Here is a 16,260-nt window from a genome sequence, read left to right on the forward strand (position 1 = left end):
GACGACGCGCCAGACGAGGGTGTGCGCGGCGTCGTCGGGGTCGGCGACGCGCAGGAACGCGCGCTCGGCGTCACGGGGCCGCCCGGAGACGAGCGCCGCCGTCGGCGAGGGTGAGCGTCGCGCGGAGCTCCCGTGCGGCCAGACGCTGGGCCCCGAGGTCGGAGCCTCCCGTGATCGCGTCGAGGTCGGGCGGAGACCCGTCGAGGGCGTCGAACCACGCGAGCACGGCATGCGCGGCGGCGAGGAGGCCCGGGTCGTCGACGTCGACGGCGACGGCTGCGCAGTCCTCGACCTGGGCGCGGGCCTCCGCGAAACGCCCGCGCAGGTAGTCGATCCACGAGAGGCCCAGGAGCGCGTGCGGCAGCAGCGCGACGTCCCCGCTCCGGCGCAGGCCGTCGACGGCGCGCTGCAGGTACGCCGCGGACGGCTCGATCTCGCCGCACCTGTTCAGCGCGTAGCCGAGCTGCCAGTCCCGCTGGGCGTCGGCGTCGTCCACGTCGGGGAGCGCACGGATCCGCGCGACGATCTCGTCGCCCCGTGCGACCGGCTCCGTCACGGCGGCGAGGAACAGCGCGCGCGGGTCGTCCGCGTCGAGGACGAGGCGCCGCGCGGCGTCGACGAGCGGACGGCCCGACTCGGCCTCCGTCGAGTGGTCCCACGCGATCGAGGCGAGCCGGAGCAGCGCGTCGAGCGCGCGGTCGGTCTCCCCGGCGCGCCCCAGGTCGTCGATCGCGCGCAGCGCCGGGCCGAGGTCGCCGCGCGCGAGGGCCGACGCCTCGACGGGCAGGAGCTCGCGCAGCCACGTGACGCGCGCCCGGACGGCAGGGTCGGCGGTGTCGGTCTCCACGCGGTCGAGCAGCGCGACGACGACGTCGGTCGCACCGGTCCCCGCGGCGGCCTCCGCGGCGCGCACGAGACGCACGGCGCGGACGCCGGGATCGGCGGTGAGCGTCGCCGAGCGACGCAGCGCCCGCACGGCCTGGGAGGCGTCCCCGGCGGCGAGGCTCCGGTCGGCGAGGGCGTCGAGCTCGTCGGCGAGCGCCGCGTCGGGCCCACCGGCGAGCTCCGCACGCCACCACACGGTCCGCTCGGGGCCTTCGCCACGGACCGCGAGGAGGGCGCGCAGCACGGCGGTGCGCTCCGCCGTCGTGCTCGCGCTCGTGACGGCGGACCGCACGAGCGGGTGGCGGAACGTCACGCGCCCCTCGTCGCGGCGCAGCAGGCCGGCGTCGAGCGCGGTGTCGAGCCAGCCCGGTCCGACGGCGCGGCCCAGCGCGTGGGACGCGACCCGGGTCGCGTCGTCGGCCGACGCGTCGGTGTCGAGGGCGACGGCCAGGACGGCGAGGCGCGCCGGCTCGGGGAGGTCGGCGAACCGCCCCGCGAAGGCGAGCTCGAGCCGGTCGGTGAGGGGGACGCGGCCGGGTTCGGTCAGCCCGGCGTCCGACGCCGTCAGCTCGACCAGGGCGAGCGGGTTCCCGTCGGCGAGCTCGAGGAGCGCCCGGCGGGTGGCGCCGCGGGGCGCGTCGGCCCGGGCGTCGAGCACCGCGTTGGAGTCGATGAAGGGCAGCGGTCCCAGGTGCAGGTGCCGGACGCCGACGGAGGCCGATTCGTGGTCACCGCCTCGGGTCGTCATCACGACGAGCACCGGGTCGGACGCGAGGCGGCGCGCGGCCATCTGCAGGGCCGACCGCGAGATCGGGTCGAGCCAGTGCAGGTCCTCGGCGACGACGAGGATCGGCCTGTCCTTCGCCGCGTCCGACAGCAGGGTCAGCGTCGCGAGACCGACGAGGAAGAGTGTCGGCGGGTTGCCCTCGCGCGCGCCGAACGCGACGTCGAGGGCCTCGTGCTGGGGTCGGGGCAGCTCCGTGAACCGGTCCCGGAGCGGGCGGAGCAGCAGGTGGAGCCCGGCGTACGGGACGGTGGACTCCGCGAGCGTGCCGGCGGTCCGCAGCACCCCCATGCCCCGCGCGCGGGCGCGGCGTTCCAGCTCGTCCACGAGCGCCGTCTTCCCGACTCCCGGGGCGCCCTCGACGAGCAGCGCGGCGCCGCCGTCGTCGATCCCCTCGCAGAGCGCGTCGACGAGCGCGAGCTCCGCGCGGCGGCCCACCAGCCCAGGTGTCACGCGAGGAGTCTCGCACCGGGGATAGGTACGCGGTAGGTCGGAACTCGGTAGGCGCGGCCGATGCGCCGCGCACCGCCCGGCTCCTAGCGTGCCGGTGGGCGCGGTCGCACGGCCACGCCGCGGGGGCACCGGACCGGGACACGACACGAGGCGGAGGCGACGACATGGCGCTCACCGAGCACGAGGTGGCCGAGATCGAGCGGGCGAACGCGAGCGGGCTGCGCCCCGTGCTGTTCGTCCACGGGCTGTGGCTGCTGTCGAGCAGCTGGGACCGGTGGCGCGCGCTCTTCGAGGAGGCGGGCTACACGACCGTCGCGCCGGGCTGGCCCGACGACCCGGCGACGGTCGCCGAGGCGCGCGAGCACCCCGAGACGTTCGCCCGCAAGATGGTCCAGGAGGTCACCGACCACTACCTCGAGGCAGCCTCCGCCCTCGACCACCAGCCGGCCGTCGTCGGGCACTCGTTCGGCGGTCTCATCGCGCAGAAGATCGCGGGGGAGGGTGTGTCCGTGGTGACCGTCGCCGTCGACCCCGCGCCCTTCCAGGGCGTCCTGCCCATCCCGGCGTCCGCGCTCAAGAGCGCGTTCCCCGTCGTCAGCAACCCGGCCAACACGCGGCGCGCGGTCACGCTCACGTTCGAGCAGTTCACGTTCGGGTGGGCGAACGCCCTCGACGAGCCCGAGGCCCGCGAGCTCTACGAGACGTTCCACGTCGCGGCGGCGGGGAACCCGATCTTCCAGGCGGTCACGGCGAACCTCAACCCGTTCTCCGAGACCAAGGTCGACACGAAGAACCCCGACCGCGGCCCGCTGCTGATCGTCTCCGGCGAGAAGGACCACACCGTCCCGCACGCCATCGCGCACAGCGCCTACACGATCCAGGCGAAGCACAACGAGGCGCTCACGGAGTTCACCGAGCTGCCGGACCGCGGGCACTCGCTGACCATCGACCACGGCTGGCGCGAGGTCGCCGCGACGGCGCTCGAGTTCGTCGACCGGGCCGACGTGAAGCACGTCGCCGCGGTGTCCGACACACCCTGAGCGCCCGGCCCTCGACCCGTACGCTGGTGCTCAGGATCGACGGGCGCGAGGACGTGGCGCTGGGGCGGGGGTCGGCGACGAGGTCGAGACCGTGGAGCGCAGCGTCACGGAGCCGTGCTGCCGCTACGAGAGGTCGTCTGGCGCGGACTGACCCGCGCCCGCGTCCGTGCCCGCCCCGGTACCCGCGGCAGCCCGTCGGGGCGGGAGGAGCGCGAGCGCCAGCGCACCCGCGGCGACCGCGACGACGGCCGCGAAACCGAAGCCGGCCTCGATGCCCTGGACCGTGCCGCCCGCGATGCCTGCCGCCGCGACGCTGGAGATCACCGCGGCGCCGAGCGCCGCGCCGAACTCGTGGAACGTGCTCACGATGCCGGACGCGACGCCCGCCTCGTGCGGCGCGACCTGGCCGAGCGCGGTCGCCGACGCCACGACGAAGAGCGCGCCGATCCCGGCGGACCCGACCACCATCCCGGTGACGGCGGCGGCGACCCCGTCGACGAGCGCGGGCAGCGCGAGACCCGCGGCCACCACGAGGGCCGCGACGAGCGTCATCGCCCGGGCCCCGGTCCTCCCGAGGAGAGTGCCCGCGAGCTGGGACCCGGCCATGGTCGCCGCCGCCACCGGGAGGAAGAGCAGCCCCGTGGTGATCGGGCCGAGGTCGTGGACGCGCTGCAGCAGGAACGAGCCGAGGAAGAGCACGGCGATCATGAGCGCGGTCGCCACCAGGATGAGGAACGTGCCCGCTCGGACGGGGCGACGGACCAGCAGCCGCAGGTCCATGAGGGGCGCGGCGGCGACGCGCTGCCACAGCGCGAACACGAGGTAGAGCACCAGGCCGGCCACGAGCCAGAGCACCGTGGTGGCGTCGGACCAGCCCCGGTCGCCCGCGCCGATCAGCGCGTAGAGGACCGCACCCGTCGCCGCGGTCACCAGCGCGGCGCCGAGCAGGTCGAGGCGACGACGGTCGGAGCCCACCGGCCCCGCGGGGAGGAGCCGCAGGAGCGCGGCGAGGAGCACGAGCCCGAGGGGCACGTTGACGAAGAAGATCCACGGCCACCCCGGACCGCCGGTGAGCAGACCACCGAGCAGCACGCCGAGCACCGCCCCGCCGCCGCTCAGCGCGGACCAGACGCCGAGCGCCCGGTTGCGCTCCTCGCCGTCGAACGTCGTGACGACCGCCGAGAGCGCGGCGGGGGAGAGCAGCGCGGCGCCGACGCCCTGGGCGACCCGGCCCGCCAGCAGCAGCTCCGGGCCGTTCGCGAGCCCGGTGACGAGCGAGGCGAGCGTGAACACCGTCAGCCCGGTCAGGACGAGCCGCCGCGACCCGAACCGGTCCGCGAGGCGACCGCCCAGCAGCATGAGCCCGCCGAAGGCGAGGGTGTACGCGCTCACGACCCAGGTCAGCGCCGCGCGCTCGAGCCCGAGGTCGTCCCCGATCGCCGGGAGCGCGATCGTCACGACCGTGATGTCGAGGATGAGCATGAGCTGGGCGGTCCCGAGCAGCGCGAGGACCCGCCACCGCGCCGGGTCGGGGGTCGTGCGTGGGCTGGCGACGTCCAGGTCGTGGTCCGTCATGACGCCTCCTCAAGTCGAACATGCATGTTCGGGTTGACGTGGCTACGTTAACTCGTACAGTGGTGTTCGACAAGGGAGGTCTTCATGCCGAGCAACGCCACCCAGCACCAGGCCAAGCGGGCCGACGCCCGCCGCAACGTCCAGGCGATCCTGGACGCCGCCGCACTCTGCCTGAGCCGCGACCCCGACGCGAGCATCGCGGAGATCGCGAAGACCGCGGGCGTCGGCAGGGTCACCCTCTACGGGCACTTCGCCGGCCGCGCCGAGCTCGTCGACGCCGTCGTCGCCCGCGCGATCGAGGAGGGCGACGAGGCGCTCGACGCGCTGGACCTCAGCGGCGACCCGCGCGAGGCGCTGGTCCGCCTCGTCCGGCAGAGCTGGCTGACGATCGTCCAGATCGGTGCGCTCATGACCGCGGCGACCGAGGTCCTCTCGCCCGAGCGGATGCTCGAGCTCCACGAACGACCCGCGACGCGCGTCGAGCGCCTCGTCGAACGGGGACGCGAGGCCGGGGCGTTCCGGACGGACCTGCCCGCCTCGTGGCTCGTCGGGACGCTCCACCGGGTGATGCACGGCGCCGCGGCGGAGATCGAGGCGGGTCGCCTCGCGCCCGACGACGCCGCCGCGACCATCGCCGCGACGGTCCTGGCCGCCTTCACCCCGCCCGGTCGTCCGGTCCCGCACGTGCCCGGCGGGGCGACGTCGTGACCGCCGCCGAGCACGCCGCCGTCCGGCAGCCGCCCCGGGCGTCCGCGTGGCCCGCGCGGTGGCCGACCGTCGCCGGGATCGCCTTCGGGGCGGCGCTCGCCGCCGCGTTCTGGTTCGGGGTGTCCGACACGGCGCAGGTCGCGCAGGTGCTCACCGCGGCGGGCTTCGTCTACCTCGGCGCCGCGGCGCTGGGCCGCCGCTCGGCCGCCTGGCCCCTGTTCGGTCTGACGTTCGTGCTCCTCGGCGTCGGGTTCGCCGTCCCCGGGTTCGACCCGTCCTGGGCGCTGCTCGCGCTCGTCGTGGTGGTGGGGGTCTACGGGCTGGTCCGCGGCAAGGTCCGACCCGGGTGGGGCCTGCCGCTGCAGGCGGCGGCGATGGCCGTCGTCGTCGGTGTCGCCGTGGCGGTCGCGCTGCTCGGGCAGCCGTGGGCCGGGCTGGTCGTGGGCGCCGGGCTGCTCGCCCACGCCGCGTGGGACGTCCACCACCTGCGCGCCCGGCGCGTGGTCTCCTCGTCCCTCGCCGAGTTCTGCTGCGCGCTCGACGCGGTCCTCGGGGTGGGTGTCGTCGTGATGTCGTTCGCCGGCTGAGCCCGGCACCCGGCCTCAGCGGCCGTGCGGGTCCGACGCGTTGAGCACGCGCACGACCTCGTCGTAGTCGCCGCGTGCCTCGCCGAACCGGAGGAACTTCACGCGCTCGACGAGGACCTCGGGTGCGTCGGGCTGCGTGCGCAGCAGGTCGACGACCTCGGTGACGAACTCGTCGAGCGGCATGGCGAACGAGCTCTCGCGCTGGCCGGGCATGAGATCGGTCGCCACCGACGGCGGGACGAGCTCGACGACGTCGACGTTCGTGTCCGCGAGCTGGAGCCGCAGCGCCTCGCTGAGCATGTGGATCGCGGCCTTGGACGCGTCGTACGTCGGGGTGACCGCGAGCGGGGCGAACGCCAACCCGGACGACACGGTGAGGATGGTCGCGCGCGGCCGGGTCTGCAGGTGCTCGACGAAGGCGCCGACGAGCCGGATCGGCCCGAGGACGTTCGTCGTGACGATCTCCTCGGCGGTGTCGAGGAACCCCTCCGGGTGGTGCCAGTCCTCGGCGCGCATGATGCCGGCCATCGTGACGAGGGTGTCGAGGTCGGGGTGCCGGTCGAGCACCTCCTTGGCGGCGGAGGCAATGCTCTCCGGGTCGGTCGTGTCGACGCGCACGGTGTCGATGCCGGGGTGCTCGGCCGCGATCCGGTCAAGCAGCGCGGCGCGACGGCCGCCGACGACGACGGTGCTGCCCTGCTCGTGGAGCGCGACCGCGAGCGCCAGGCCGATGCCGCTCGTCGCGCCGGGGATGAAGACGGTGCTGTTCGTGAGGTCCATGCCTCGATCCTGGGCGTGCGGGCAGACGCGCGGCAGAGTCCGTCGAACGGGGGACCGGCGATCCCTGGCACGTGCGCCGTGCACCCCGGACGATGAGAGGCATGGACCGTGCCGCGCTCGCCGACTTCCTCCGCCGCCACCGGGAGGCGCTGCAGCCGGGCGACGTCGGCCTCCCGCCCGGGCTGCGCCGTCGGGCACCGGGCCTGCGCCGGGAGGAGGTGGCGCAGCTCGCGCTAATGTCCACCGACTACTACACGCGCCTGGAGCAGCAGCGCGGGCCGCAGCCGAGCACGCAGATGCTCGCGTCGATCGCGCGGGCGCTGCGCCTGTCCGACGACGAGCGCGACTACCTCTTCCGGGTCGCCGGGCACGGGGTGCCCGACCGGGCGACCGACCCGGGGCACGTCGCGCCCGCCCTCCAGCGCGTGCTCGACCGTCTGGGCGACACCCCGGCCCTGATCCTGAACCCGCTCGGGGAGACACTCGCGCAGAACGACCTGGCCCGTGCGCTGTACGGCGACGCGACGGCGTACTCGGGCTGGGACCGCAGCGAGATCTACCGGTGGTTCGCGCACCCAGGGACGGCGCGCGAGATCTACCCGGCAGATGACCGGGACCGGCAGGGTCGGGCGCTCGTCGCGAGCCTGCGCTCCGCCGTCGCGGTGCTGGGTCCGGCGTCGCGCGCGGGCGAGCTCGCGCGCGTCCTGCGGCGAACCAGCCCGGAGTTCGCGGCGCTGTGGGAGCGGCAGGAGGTCGCGCGCCGGTTCGTGGACCACAAGACGCTCGTGCACCCGGTGGTGGGGGAGATCGAGGTGGACTGCCAGGCGCTCGTCACCGAGGACCAGCTCCAGGTGCTCCTCGTGCTCACGGCGGCGCCGGGCACGGAGGCGGCGGAGAGGATCCGGCTGCTCGGCGTCGTCGGGACGCAGGACCTCGTGGGCGGCGGTGCCCCGGGGCGCCGATGAGCAGGCGGGGGGTGGTCTGAGTCAGGTGGCGCAGGCCAGCCTCGGGCGTGTGGCCCGACTGGATGGACGAGTGGGAGGTGCCCTTCGCCGAGGCCATCGACCGGGCGAAGACGTACGTCGTGTCGAGCACGTTGAGCGAGGTCGACTGGAACGCCGGGCTCGAGCAGGGCGACCTGGGGGAGGCGGTGCGACAGCTCGAGGACGAGCCGGGCGAGGGCCTGTGGTTCGGCGGAACTCGTTCCCCTCGGGGTCAGCGAGCACGTGCCACGGCTCGTCGCCCGCCTGTCCGACGTCGGCGGGCCGCGCCCCGAGGGCGAGGAGCTCCGGGTCGGCGCAGTCGAGGACCAGCTCGCTGATGCGGGATGCCATGCGACGCACTCTACGGAGCCTGCGGTGCCGGCACCCGGCGGGTGAGTCGCGATCGTGAAAGCCTGACCGTCACGTGCGGCGCGAGGGAGTCGGGATGGGGCTGGGCAGACGGCGGTCGGGGAAGCGGACGGGCGAGCCCTCCGAGGCGGAAGGCGCGGGAGCCGTCGCGTCGCGCGACGAGACGGACCGCGACATCCCGGTGGCAGAACCGGGCACACCCGAGGCCCGCACCTCGGCCGCGCCGTCGGTCTCCGCGCTGTGGTCGGACGGCGTCGGGCGCGCGGGCACGCGCTCGGTCCAGGTCCTCGCGATCGTCGCTCTGGTCGCCGTCGCGGTGTTCGCGATCACGCGGCTGACGCTCATCGTCATCCCGGTGCTCATCGCGCTCGTCCTCGCCGCAGCGATCTCCCCGCTCGTGAGCCTGCTGCGACGCAAGGGCGTGCCGTCGTTCCTCGCGACGGTCGTCGCGCTGCTCGCCCTGGTCGCCGTGCTCGGGGTGGTCGTGTGGCTGGTCGTCGCGGCGGTCGTCAACCAGTGGCCCGAGCTGCGCGACCAGGCGATCGACGGTTTCGACGAGCTCCAGGCCTACGTGCAGGACCTGCCGTTCCAGATCACCGAGGAGCAGATCGCGTCGGTGCGCGACTCGCTCGTCGGCCTGCTCCAGTCCGACGCCGTGGGCGCCGGCGCGCTCGCGGGCGCCTCGCAGACGGTCGACTTCGTCGCCGGGTTCTTCGTCATGGTCGTCGTGCTGTTCTTCTTCCTCAAGGACGGCCCGGCGATCTGGGAGTTCATGCTGCGCCCGTTCGAGGGCGCGCGGTACGAGCGGGGGCAGCGGATCGGCGACACGACGGTCCGCACGCTCGGCGGCTACGTCCGCGGGACGGCGATCGTCGCGGCGGTCGACGCCGTCGCGATCGGCATCGGCCTCGCGATCGTCGGGGTGCCGCTCGTCATCCCGCTCTCGGTGCTCGTGTTCCTGCTCGCGTTCATCCCGCTCGTCGGGGCGACGCTCGCCGGCATCCTGTGCGCGCTCGTCGCGCTCGTGGCCGTCGGGCCGGTCGAGGCGCTGATCGTGGTCGCGATCGTCATCGCGGTGAACCAGCTCGAGGGCGACCTGCTCCAGCCCGTCGTCATGGGCCGCACGCTGCGGCTGCACCCGCTCGTCATCCTCGTCGCGCTGACCGCGGGCACCGTGCTCGCCGGTCTGACCGGCGCCGTGCTCGCCGTCCCGATCGCGGCCTCGATCTGGCGCGCGATCCAGGTGTGGGACGGGCCGGACCTCCCGGCGCGGTTCGCGCGGCAGAAGCGGCACGAGGTGGTCGACGGCGCGCCCGCGTCGTCGTAGGTCTGGCGGCCGCGGCGGCTCAGCCGGTCCCGTCGCCGGACCGCTCCCAGAGCGCGGCGAACTCCGCCGGGTCGAGCAGGTGGACGTCGCCCGTGCCGGCGAGGTCGTCATCGCCGAACGCCTGGTCGGTGAGGAACCCCGCGTCGTCCTCGACGACCTCGTCGTACGCGTACCGGCGCCACGTGCCGTCCTCGAGGCCCACGACCTGCCGGACCGCGACGACCTCGCCGGCGAGCGGGACGCACGCCCACGCGTAGGCGCGCCCGTCGAGCTCGCGGCCGCCTGCGAGGAACCACCAGCGCTCGGCGTGCTCGGCCGCGGTGCGGCGCGCCTCGATCGAGGCGGTCAGGGCGTCCACGACGGCGGGGGGCACACCGGGACGGAGCTGCTCCGCGGGGGTGCGCCACCGGGAGGGCGCCCCGCTGACGACCCCGCCGTCACCGGGCGGGCCGGGGACCTGTTCCTCGTCACGCACGGGGCCAGTCTGCCAGCGGCCCGGTCGGCCTGCCGGAGCGCGAGACGCCCCTCGCTAAGGCTGCCCCCCGGTCGCGCGCCGTCCCAGCCGTCCCAACCGTCCGGCGACGGCCGCGCACGCAGCGACGAGCTCGGCCGGTCCGGCCGCGAGCACGTCCGCGTCGAACGAGGCGACCCGGGCGGCCAGCGCGACCCAGGACCACGAGCCCAGCCCGACCCGGCAGCGGTCGTGCCCGAGGACCTCGACCGTGCCGTCCTCGACGAACGGCACGACGGCCCGCGCCGGCGCGGCGAGCTCGACCCATCCGTGGCACGGCCACCTCGCCTCGCCCGCGGGCGTCGCTGACCCGGAGGACGGCGTCGACCCGGCGAAGCGGGCACCGACGAACGCGCCCACGTCACCCCCGGGCAGCTCGCGGCGCACGAAGCGGGGCCCCGTCGGGTCCCGCGGCGTCGTGCGGTCGAGGCGGAACGTGCGCCAGTCCGCGCGGTCGAGGTCCCACGCGACGAGGTACCAGCGTCCGTCGCGCACGACGACGTGGTGCGGCTCGACGCGCCGGGGCGGCGTCGCGGGACGGCCGGGGCGGACGCCCGGGCCGTTCGCGCCCTCGTTCTCGGCTCCTGCTCCGGTGGCGGCGAGAGGTGGCGCGTAGTCGAGGCGCAGCACCTCGCGACGGCGTACCGCGGTGCTCACGGCGAGCAGGACGTCGAGGGCGACCGACGGCACCGGGCGACCGGGGCCGCCGGGGACCGGGACGACGTCGACCGCGTCGACCCGGTGGTGCAGCCGTGAGGGCAGCACCTGGCGCACGGTCGCGAGCGCCCGCACCGACGCCTCCGTGATCGCGTCGCCCGGACCGCTCGCCGCGACGGTGCGCAGCGCGACGGTCAGCGCGACGACCTGCTCGTCGTCGAACAGCAGGGGCGGGAGCTCGGCGCCGGAGTCGAGGCGGTACCCGCCGTCGCGCCCGCGCGTCGCGACGACGCGGTACCCGAGGTCGCGCAGGCGCTCGACGTCGCGGCGCACCGTGCGCGGGTCGACGCCGAGCCGGCGGGCGAGCTCGGGGCCGGTGCGGTCGGGCCGCGCCTGGAGGAGCGAGAGCAGCAGGAGGGTCCGGCGCGAGGTCTCGGTCATGCGCCCATGCTCGCGCACAATGCGGACACTCATCGTCCTGATGGGCCGAGAAGGTGGTGGTACGAGCCCGGGCGACGCCCGGGAGCGACGGGTGCCGCGACCGCGGGCCCGACGACCGACCCGGAGGAGACGCCATGTCCGTCCAGACCACCCCGCACCTCAACTTCCGCGGCGACGCCCGTGCCGCGCTCGAGCACTACCGCGCCGTGTTCGGCGGCGACCTCGTCCTCACCACGTACGGCGACCTGGGCCAGGCGTCGGACCCGGCCGAGGCCGACCTCGTCGTCTGGGGCCAGGTCAGCGCGCCGAGCGGCTTCCGCGTCATGGCGTACGACGTCCCGGCGGGACGACCCTGGAGCCCGGGAGAGGCGCCGTTCTTCGTCTCCGTGCGTGGCGACGACGTCGAGGAGGTCCGCGGCTACTGGGACGCGCTCGTCGACGGCGCGACCGTCGTCGCGCCGCTGGCGTCCTCGCCGTGGGCGCCGGTCTACGGGATGCTCACCGACCGGTTCGGCGTGACCTGGGTCCTCGACGTCGCGACCGCCGGCTGAGGTGCGGCGCGGCCGGGCGGCTGCCCGGCCGCGCCGTTCCGGTCAGGCGCGGCGTCGCAGGAGCACGACCGTCGCAGCGCCGCCCACCACGAGCAGGAGGGCGAGCACCAGGAGCGACGCCGTGTCCGCGCCGGTGGAGGCGAGCCCGCCCGGGCCCGCGCCGCCCGGCGTGGTGGGCGTGGGGGTGGGGGTGGGGGTGGGCGCGGTGTCGTACGTGTTGGACACGAGCACCTCGGCGGTCTCGTCCTCGGTGATCGTCACGCTCTCGGGGGTCACCGTGGTCTGGGTGAGGAGCGTGCTCCCGGTCGCGCCCCCCGCGGTCTCCTCGACGGTGCAGGTCGTGCCGGCGGGGATGCCTTCGAGCTCGAGGGCGACGTGGTCGCCGCCCGCGAGCCGGCCCGGGAGCTCGACCTGCTGGTCGTACGCTCCCTCCGGGTCGTCACAGGTCAGGACGAGCGTGATCGGTCCCTGGGAGCCCGCGGCGGGCCCGGCCACGGACTTGCTCACGCGCAGCCCTCCGGTCGCGACGTCGTACGTGTTGGTCACCGTGACCTCGACGGTGTCGCCGTTGCTGATCAGCACCGACTCGGGCACGGTGCTGGTGCTCGTGACGACGACGAGGCCGTTGTCGCCGTCGTCGGTCTCCGTCACCACGCACGACCACTCCACCGGCAGGCCACCGATGACCTGGGCGTGATCGCCCGACGCGGCCCCCGCGGGGACCGTGAGCGTGTGCTCGACGCTGTCCTCGCCGTCGGGGGAGGTGCACACGACGTCGAGGGTGACCTCGGACTGGAGGCCGGCCCCGTCGCCGGTGACGACCTTGGTCACCTCGAGCGAGCCCGCGGCGAACGGTTCGAGCAGCGCCCCGGCCCGGCGGGTCAGCTCGCTCGGCTGAGCGAGGATCAGCTTCTGCGCGGCTTCTCGTCCAGCGTTCGTCCCGTCGTACAGGTAGACCGTGCTCTCGAGGACCGTCACCTGTCTCTCGAGGACGAACCCGTGCGGCCCCGTCTCCGAGGCGATCCGCGCCCAGAGCGTCGCGCCGGGCTCGACGGTGGCCCCGTCGGCGAGCGGGCTCGTCCCGTCCGGGTCGGTGAACACCTCGACGCCGAACGACCGGATGGTCGCCGGGCCGTCGGACTCGACGGTGAAGGGACCCACGATCTCGCCCGTCGCGGGCGCGGCCAGCGTCTCCGGCGTCACGTCGAGCGTCGGGGGCGTGGGCTCGGGGGCGGGTCCGTTCGCGAGCGCGTCGGCGACGATCTGGGCGACGAGGGGGCGTAGCGGGTCGGTCGTGGCGAGGACGTACGAGTCGGAGAAGAACCAGATCGCGGACTGGACGGCAGCCGCGCGTGCCGCGTCGGTCGGGGCCCCGGCAGGCTCGGCCGTGATCGGGTAGTAGCCGTCGAGGACGTAGCCGATGTAGCCGAGGTTCGGGACGTTCGCCTCGTCCCACGTCCCGAGCTCGTAGTTGACCCCGACCTCCGTGTCGGTGAGCAGGTCGATGCAGTAGGTGAATGCCGTCTGGCCCGACACGGTGTCGGTCACCTGGATCGTGCCCGCGAAGGAGGCGTCGTCCTGCGTCGAGCCAGCGGGCACGTCCGTCGGATAGCCCGCGAGCGGGTCGAACCCGTCCGGTGCCGTGAAGCCGGCCACGGCCTGTCCCGCTCCGAGCGCGGTGATGGACAGCTCCGTGAAAATGCCGCGCGGCCCGGCGGCGCCGCCGTCCGGGTTCGGCATCGCGCGCGCCGTCGGGGCGGCGGCCACGACCAGGGCGACGAGCAGCGAGAACGCCGTGAGCCAGGCGAGGAGCCGCGCACGGCCGCCTCGGGTGGTCGAGAACGTTTCGTCGCGCACAGCGGTTCCCCCTCGCGTCCCAGCACTCAGCGCTTCCCACAGTCCCACCGCGCTCGCCGGGCCGCCAGTGGTCACGGGGCCGTCGAGGCACGGGGCGCGCCCGGCGGGGGGCGAAGACCGGCACCGCGGCCGACGGGGAGTTCACCCGCCCGGTGCTCGCACCAGACGCTGGTCCGCCCGCTCCCTCCAGGTGCAGGGGGACCGAACCGAGGGGGAACCCGATGCCTGGAACCAGGAAGTCGACGTCCCGGAAGCCGACCCGGCGCGAGGTGCCGGAGACGCCGGACACCGTCGACGCGCTCTACCCGCCGCTCCCCGAGCGGATCCCGCTGACGCTCGAGTCCATCGCGGGCGACGAGCCCACGTACGCCGAGATGCTCGAGTCCATCTGCGGCGCCACCGACGACTCCCAGCCCGTCGAGCAGTACGACGGCACCCTGGGCGTCACGCAGGCGTACGTCAACGCCCACCAGAAGCAGGCCGTGCAGGTGCAGTGGAACACCGGGCTCGGCGGCGTCTTCACCAACCCCGGCAACGTCGACGGCGTCCGCTGGGGCAGCGGCACGCTCATCGCCCCGGACCTGGTGCTCACGTGCGGGCACCTCTTCGACCAGACCGCCGACGGGTGGGTCCTGCCCCGCCAGAACGGCTCGATGCAGGTCGTCACGCCGCAGCAGATCGCGACGAGCATGCACATCAACGTGCTCTACCAGGTGGACCCGGGCGGGGTGCTGCGCGCCGAGGTGAGCTTCCCGATCCTCGCGCTCGTCGAGTACCGCCTGGGCGGGCTCGACATGGCGATCGTGCGTGTCGGCGGCAACCCGGGGAACACCTACGGGTTCACGGCCGTCGCGACCGCCAACCCGGCCGTCGGGGACATGCTCGCGATCATCGGCCACCCGGCGGGGATGCCCAAGCGGGTCGAGGCCGGGCCCGCGACCACCGTCACGACGAACCAGGTCCGCTACAACGACATCGACACGCTCGGCGGCAACTCCGGGTCGGGGATCCTCGGGCCGACGGGCGAGCTCGTGGGCGTGCACACCAACGGCGGCTGCAACGCGTCGGGCACCGGCTCCAACTTCGGGACCGCGATCGCGGGCATCCGGGCGGTGTCGCCGACGCTCCAGGCGCTGCCGCACGGGTCGCGCACCGCCGTCGCCGACGACGTCCTCACGTCGCTGGCGCAGGACGTCATCGCGACCGTCCGGGCAGCCGACCAGGTCGGCACGCTCCGCGCGGCCGACACGGCGCGGGCGGTCGACGTGCTCACGATCAAGCAGGCCGACTCCCACACGGTCGCCGACCAGATCGGGACGGCGATCCTCCGGGACCAGGGCGGCACCCCGCGCGCCCTGGACTCGATCTTCCAGGCCGACACGCGGTTCGCCACGGACACCCCGGTCGCGACCGGGTTCGCGGGCGACGTCGGCACGGGACCTGGGGACACGCTCCAGGAGGGGATCTTCGACCCCGGCGACCTCTTCGACCCGGTCGTGAACCCCGCGATCGGCCGGCTCGTCCAGGCGGGTGCGCTCGCCGGGGCGCGGCCGTTCGTCCAGGGTGCCGAGTCGCTCGTCGACGAGGAGGACGAGGGCGCCCCCGTCGACGTCGTCGGTGCGCTGGTGGAGGCCGTCGCCGAGGCGCGGGCGACCCTCGAGGCCGTCGAGGCGGCCCTGACCCAGCTCCAGGCCGGGCAGTGACCCGATGATCGGCATCGTGTCCCACGCGGACGACCTCCACACCACGGAGGTCGTCCGCCACCTGGGCGCGCTCGACGCTCCCCACGTCCTCCTCGACACCGGGCACGCCCCGCGCGCGGTGTCGCTCACGTCCGCCCAGGACGCGACCGGGTGGCGCGCCGACTGGGTCGACACCGACGGCGACGGCGTGAGCGCCGTCGACGCCACCGGGCTGCGCGCCATGTGGTGGCGTCGCCCGCAGCCGTTCGCCCTGCACGACGACGTCCGCTCGCCCCAGGACCGCGGGTTCGCCCACGGGGAGGTCGCCGCGGCGGTGTCCGGGCTGTGGTCGTGCCTGCCCGCGACGTGGGTCAACGACCCGGACCGCGACGAGGCGGGCTCGCGCAAGATGTGGCAGCTCCAGGTGGCCTCGCGCCTCGGCCTGCGCGTCCCGCGCACGTGCATGACCAACGACCCGGCCCGCGCGCGCGAGTTCCTGCGCCGCGAGCCGGGCCGCGTCATCTTCAAGCCGTTCAGCGGCACGCCCGCGACGTGGCGCGAGACCCGTCCCGTGCGCGAGGCGGACCTCGACCTCATCGAGAGCGTGCGATACGCGCCGGTCATCTTCCAGGAGGCGGTCGCGGGCTCGGACGTGCGGGTGACGGTCGTCGGCACCGACCTGTTCGCGGCCGAGCTGCGGACCGAGGAGTCGGGGTACGCGTACGACTTCCGGGTCGACACCCATCACTGCCCGACGACGGCCCATGATCTCCCGGACCACGTCACCACGGGGCTCCTGCGCCTCATGGAGGTGCTCGGGCTCTGGTACGGCGCGGTGGACCTGCGCCGCACGCCCGAGGGCGACTACGTGTTCCTCGAGATCAACCCCGCCGGGCAGTGGCTGTTCGTCGAGTACGCGACCGGACAGCCGATCGCCGCGGCGCTCGCGGCCCTCCTCGCTCGCCTCGACCGGGAGGGGGACGGCGGGGCGAGCCGCCCGGTGCGGCGTGCCGACCGCGTGCGACGGCAGGCGTGAGGGCGCGCGACGTCGGCCGCGCGCCACGCGGTCA

The 16,260-nt window shown here is 74.9% G+C and carries 14 protein-coding genes and 2 pseudogenes; 9 read left to right on the plus strand and 7 right to left on the minus strand.

The genetic code is table 11. The features are described 5' to 3' along the window. Positions 1 to 70: 70 nt before the first annotated feature. On the minus strand, positions 71 to 2,122 hold the full coding sequence (locus tag NF338_RS07945; protein WP_264030259.1) for an AAA family ATPase: 2,052 nt from the start codon (positions 2,120 to 2,122) through the stop codon (positions 71 to 73). A gap of 164 nt (positions 2,123 to 2,286) precedes the next feature. Here NF338_RS07945 and NF338_RS07950 point away from each other — a divergent pair, with 164 nt between their 5' ends. After that, a complete protein-coding gene (locus NF338_RS07950; RefSeq protein ID WP_264030260.1) occupies positions 2,287 to 3,162 on the plus strand; it encodes an alpha/beta hydrolase in 876 nt (291 codons plus the stop codon). Between the two features lie 123 nt (positions 3,163 to 3,285). Here the strand turns inward: NF338_RS07950 and NF338_RS07955 are convergent, their stop codons facing one another. Continuing rightward, positions 3,286 to 4,737 (minus strand): MFS transporter, encoded by a 1,452-nt coding sequence (locus NF338_RS07955; protein WP_264030261.1) that lies wholly within the window; start codon positions 4,735 to 4,737, stop codon positions 3,286 to 3,288. Positions 4,738 to 4,821: 84 nt separating this feature from the next. Here NF338_RS07955 and NF338_RS07960 point away from each other — a divergent pair, with 84 nt between their 5' ends. Together NF338_RS07960 and NF338_RS07965 are read left to right on the plus strand one after the other, a co-directional pair. Then, positions 4,822 to 5,445, plus strand: coding sequence for a TetR/AcrR family transcriptional regulator (locus NF338_RS07960; protein WP_264030262.1), 624 nt, complete (start codon positions 4,822 to 4,824; stop codon positions 5,443 to 5,445). Further along, positions 5,442 to 6,032, plus strand: a complete 591-nt coding sequence (locus NF338_RS07965) for a hypothetical protein (protein WP_264030263.1) — start codon at positions 5,442 to 5,444, stop codon at positions 6,030 to 6,032. Before NF338_RS07960 ends, NF338_RS07965 begins: the two co-directional genes overlap by 4 nt. 15 nt (positions 6,033 to 6,047) lie before the next feature. Here the strand turns inward: NF338_RS07965 and NF338_RS07970 are convergent, their stop codons facing one another. Next, positions 6,048 to 6,812, minus strand: a complete 765-nt coding sequence (locus NF338_RS07970; RefSeq protein ID WP_264030264.1) for an SDR family oxidoreductase — start codon at positions 6,810 to 6,812, stop codon at positions 6,048 to 6,050. 101 nt (positions 6,813 to 6,913) lie between these two features. Between NF338_RS07970 and NF338_RS07975 the strand changes: the two genes are divergently transcribed. Then, positions 6,914 to 7,777 (plus strand): helix-turn-helix transcriptional regulator, encoded by an 864-nt coding sequence (locus NF338_RS07975; RefSeq protein ID WP_264030265.1) that lies wholly within the window; start codon positions 6,914 to 6,916, stop codon positions 7,775 to 7,777. Between the two features lie 26 nt (positions 7,778 to 7,803). After that, positions 7,804 to 8,022, plus strand: a pseudogene (locus NF338_RS07980) (deaminase); the annotation flags it as partial. Here the strand turns inward: NF338_RS07980 and NF338_RS20980 are convergent. Beyond that, positions 8,009 to 8,098 (minus strand): annotated as a pseudogene (locus tag NF338_RS20980) (VOC family protein); the annotation flags it as partial. The pseudogenes NF338_RS07980 and NF338_RS20980 sit on opposite strands and share 14 nt — an antisense overlap. 142 nt (positions 8,099 to 8,240) lie before the next feature. Between NF338_RS20980 and NF338_RS07985 the strand changes: the two are divergent. Then, complete coding sequence (locus NF338_RS07985; RefSeq protein WP_264030266.1) at positions 8,241 to 9,491, plus strand: AI-2E family transporter; 1,251 nt, start codon at positions 8,241 to 8,243, stop codon at positions 9,489 to 9,491. 19 nt (positions 9,492 to 9,510) lie between these two features. Here NF338_RS07985 and NF338_RS07990 read toward each other — a convergent pair whose 3' ends face one another. Continuing rightward, on the minus strand, positions 9,511 to 9,966 hold the full coding sequence (locus NF338_RS07990; RefSeq protein ID WP_264030267.1) for a hypothetical protein: 456 nt from the start codon (positions 9,964 to 9,966) through the stop codon (positions 9,511 to 9,513). 54 nt (positions 9,967 to 10,020) lie between these two features. Then, entirely contained in the window at positions 10,021 to 11,100 is a 1,080-nt protein-coding gene (locus NF338_RS07995; protein ID WP_264030268.1) for a helix-turn-helix transcriptional regulator, read from the minus strand. A gap of 134 nt (positions 11,101 to 11,234) precedes the next feature. On the opposite strand from NF338_RS07995, the gene NF338_RS08000 reads away from it, so the two are divergent. Next, positions 11,235 to 11,651 carry a VOC family protein gene (locus NF338_RS08000; RefSeq protein ID WP_264030269.1) on the plus strand — a complete coding sequence of 139 codons (417 nt, stop codon included), beginning with the start codon at positions 11,235 to 11,237 and terminating at the stop codon, positions 11,649 to 11,651. 42 nt (positions 11,652 to 11,693) lie between these two features. On the opposite strand, the gene NF338_RS08005 is transcribed toward NF338_RS08000, so the two are convergent. Then, entirely contained in the window at positions 11,694 to 13,508 is a 1,815-nt protein-coding gene (locus NF338_RS08005) for a thioester domain-containing protein (protein WP_264030270.1), read from the minus strand. Between the two features lie 221 nt (positions 13,509 to 13,729). Between NF338_RS08005 and NF338_RS08010 the strand changes: the two genes are divergently transcribed. Then, positions 13,730 to 15,211, plus strand: a complete 1,482-nt coding sequence (locus NF338_RS08010) for a trypsin-like serine peptidase (protein ID WP_264030271.1) — start codon at positions 13,730 to 13,732, stop codon at positions 15,209 to 15,211. A gap of 16 nt (positions 15,212 to 15,227) precedes the next feature. Next, positions 15,228 to 16,226, plus strand: coding sequence for a hypothetical protein (locus NF338_RS08015; RefSeq protein WP_264030272.1), 999 nt, complete (start codon positions 15,228 to 15,230; stop codon positions 16,224 to 16,226). The last annotated feature ends 34 nt before the right edge of the window (positions 16,227 to 16,260 follow it).

It is taken from the genome of Cellulosimicrobium sp. SH8 (assembly GCF_025818875.1).
Taxonomy (GTDB): domain Bacteria; phylum Actinomycetota; class Actinomycetes; order Actinomycetales; family Cellulomonadaceae; genus Cellulosimicrobium; species Cellulosimicrobium cellulans_D.